Consider the following 2992-nt stretch of genomic DNA (forward strand, 5'->3'; position numbering starts at 1 on the left):
GGCGGGATCCGCCCCGGCGGTCGTCTCCACGACCGCTGCGGCAGCCGCCGCAGCTGCCGCTGCCGCATCCACCGCCGCACCGACTGCAGCAGCCGCCGCGCCTGCAGCGGCCCCCGCACCGACAGCCGCAACCGCCGCAGCGGCAGCCGCCCCCGCACCGACAGCCGCAGCCGCACCGACAACCGCTGCCGCACCGACGCCCACTCCTGCGCCGACGGCACCGATCCCGTCGGGCCCCGTGCCGCCGAGCACGGCCGCGCGGGCAGGTGCCGACGCGCGCCCGTCGGGCGGACCCATCCCGTCCGGCCCCGTGCCGCAGTCGACGTCGGAGCGCAAGGAGTCCCCCCTCGACGTGTTCGAGGCCGAGGACGGCAAGCGGCGCTGGCCGCGGCGGCTCCTGATCGTCCTGGGCATCGTCCTGGTGCTCGGCGCCGTGTACGTCGGGGCGTCGTACGCGTTCGCGGACCGGGTGCCGCGCGGCGCGTCGGTGGCGGGCGTCGACATCGGCGGCCTGCCGTCCGAGGACGCGGTCGCACGGCTGGACGACGAGCTCGCCGACGCGACGACCCAGCCGATCGAGGTCGTCGCCAACGACGTGCAGGCGACCATCGACCCCACCGCCGCCGGCCTCACGTTCGACGCCGCGGCCACCGTCGACACGCTGACCGGGGTGGACCTGGCCGAGCCGCAGCGGCTCTGGGCGCACCTCGTGGGAGTGGGCGCCCAGGACCCCGTCACGTCGGTGGACGACGACGCGCTGGCGGCGGCGATCGGCGACCTCGGGACGTCGCTGGCCCTCGCGCCGGTGGACGGGACCGTCGTGTTCGTCGACGCCACCGCGCAGTCGACGGACGCGGTGGACGGGTGGGACCTCGACCAGTCGGCGGCGGCCGACGTGCTGGCGTCCGACTGGTTGGCGGCGGCCCGGCCGATCGAGCTGCCGACGGCGACCGTCGAGCCGGACATCACGCAGGCGGAGACGGACGCCACCCTCGCGACGGCGCAGAAGGTCACGTCGTCGCCGGTGTCGGTGGCGGTCGAGGGGCGGACCGCGATGCTCGATGCGGCCACCCTCGCCGCGAACGCCTCGTTCGTGCCGACGGACGGGAACCTGGCGCTGCAGATGAACGGCGAGGGCCTCGCCGCCGTCGTCCTGGCGCAGCTGCCCGACCTGCTGACGCAGTCAGCCGACGCCCACTTCGAGTTCGTGAACGACGCCCCGGTGATCATCCCGGGCACGCCGGGCACGTCCCTGGATCCTGCGGCGCTGGCCGCGGGCGTGGCGACCGCCGCCACGGGGAGCGACCGCACGGCACCCGTGGAGCTGGTCCAGGCCGACCCGTCCCAGTCGACGGCGGAGCTCGAGGCGCTGGGCGTCAAGGAGATCGTCTCGGAGTTCTCCACGCCGCTGAACAGCGAGCCGCGGCGCACGATCAACATCACCAACGGCGCGAGCAAGATCAGCGGCACGCTGATCCGCCCCGGCGAGACGTTCAGCCTCACGGAGGCCCTCGGGCCGATCGACGCGGCGCACGGCTACGTCGAGGCCGGTGCGATCGTCAGCGGCGAGCACACCGACGCGTGGGGTGGCGGTCTGAGCCAGGTCTCGACGACCACCTACAACGCCGGCTACCTGGCCGGCTTCGAGGACATCGAGCACCGCCCGCACAGCGAGTGGTTCGCGCGGTACCCCGAGGGTCGCGAGGCGACGATCTTCACCGGCACGCTCGACATGCGCTGGAAGAACAACACCCCGCACGGCGCGCTGGTGCAGGCCTGGGTGTCGGGCGGGCGCGTCTACGTCCGCGTGTGGGGGACCAAGTACTGGACGGTCGAGTCGAGCACGAGCCCTCGCTCGGGCGTCGTCGCCCCCACGACCGTGTACTCGCAGTCGCCCACGTGCGAGGCGCAGGGTGCGGGGAACCCGGGCTTCTCGGTGACCGTCACGCGTCGGACGTACCTGAACGGCACGCTCGAGAAGACCGAGTCCAACTCGTGGCGCTACAAGCCGCAGAACAAGATCATCTGTGGCGCCCCGCCCACCGCGACGCCGCCCGCGACGCCGTAGCTAGGCGTCGGTCGGCCGGCGACGCCCGCGGACGGGGGCGGGCGGGACCAGCTTGGTGAGCACGATGTCGGCCGCGGGGACCCGCACGTCACCGCGTCGGGTGCGCACCAGGACGCCGTCGTCGTCGACCGCGAGCAGGTCCCCGAGCACGTCCGTGTGCTGGGGGACGTGCTCGCCAGGTCGCGCGGTGTGCGGCGCCGGCAGGTCGTCGCGCAGCCGGCGGACGACGACGCGGACCCCGGGTGACCAGGTGCGCCACTCGGCGGTGGTCATGGGAGGCGCCCGTGTCCCAGCCGTGGACAGCGCGTCGCGGGCATGTGCATGTGAGCGATACTAAGAGGACCCCTGGCCTGTGGAGGACCGACCGTGACGTATGTGATCGCCGAGCCCTGCGTGGACGTCAAGGACAAGGCGTGCATCGAGGAATGTCCCGTGGACTGCATCTACGAGGGCAAGCGGTCGCTGTACATCCACCCCGACGAGTGCGTGGACTGCGGCGCGTGCGAGCCGGTGTGCCCGGTCGAGGCGATCTACTACGAGGACGACGTCCCCGAGCAGTGGACCGAGTACTACAAGGCGAACGTCGAGTTCTTCGACGACCTCGGCTCGCCGGGTGGCGCCGCGAAGATGGGTGAGATCCAGAAGGACCACCCGATCATCGCCACCCTCCCGCTGCGCGTGCACGGCGACTGATCCCGCCCCGTGGGCCTGCAGACCGGGTCCCTGCCCGACTTCCCCTGGGACACCCTGACCCCGTTCGGTGAGGTGGCCCGCGCGTTCCCCGGCGGCATCGTCGACCTCTCCGTCGGCACGCCCGTCGACCCGACGCCCGCGGTCGTGCAGCAGGCGCTGGCGGACGCGGCGGACTCGCCGGGCTACCCGACGACGCACGGCACCCCCGCGCTGCGGCACGCCGTCGTCGAC

General features: G+C 73.5%; 4 protein-coding genes and 1 pseudogene. 3 read left to right on the plus strand and 2 right to left on the minus strand.

Annotation, left to right across the window (positions count from 1 at the left end):
* Positions 1-194: hypothetical protein (locus AC1DUQ_RS19985; RefSeq protein ID WP_477074446.1), on the minus strand; the 194-nt coding region annotated here is incomplete at its 3' end.
* 44 nt (positions 195-238) lie between these two features.
* Between AC1DUQ_RS19985 and AC1DUQ_RS19990 the strand changes: the two genes are divergently transcribed.
* Positions 239-2068, plus strand: coding sequence for a VanW family protein (locus AC1DUQ_RS19990; RefSeq protein ID WP_477074447.1), 1830 nt, complete (start codon positions 239-241; stop codon positions 2066-2068).
* Here the strand turns inward: AC1DUQ_RS19990 and AC1DUQ_RS19995 are convergent, their stop codons facing one another.
* Positions 2069-2341, minus strand: a complete 273-nt coding sequence (locus tag AC1DUQ_RS19995) for a hypothetical protein (protein WP_477060289.1) — start codon at positions 2339-2341, stop codon at positions 2069-2071.
* A 93-nt stretch (positions 2342-2434) separates the two neighbouring features.
* Here AC1DUQ_RS19995 and fdxA point away from each other — a divergent pair, with 93 nt between their 5' ends.
* Together fdxA and AC1DUQ_RS20005 are read left to right on the plus strand one after the other, a co-directional pair.
* Positions 2435-2761: a ferredoxin gene (gene fdxA / locus AC1DUQ_RS20000; protein ID WP_056096001.1), complete on the plus strand. Its 327-nt coding sequence runs from the start codon at positions 2435-2437 to the stop codon at positions 2759-2761.
* Positions 2762-2770: 9 nt separating this feature from the next.
* Positions 2771-2992: pseudogene (locus AC1DUQ_RS20005) on the plus strand (succinyldiaminopimelate transaminase); the annotation flags it as partial.

The sequence above is a fragment of the Cellulomonas sp. P4_B5_2 genome (assembly GCF_056402235.1).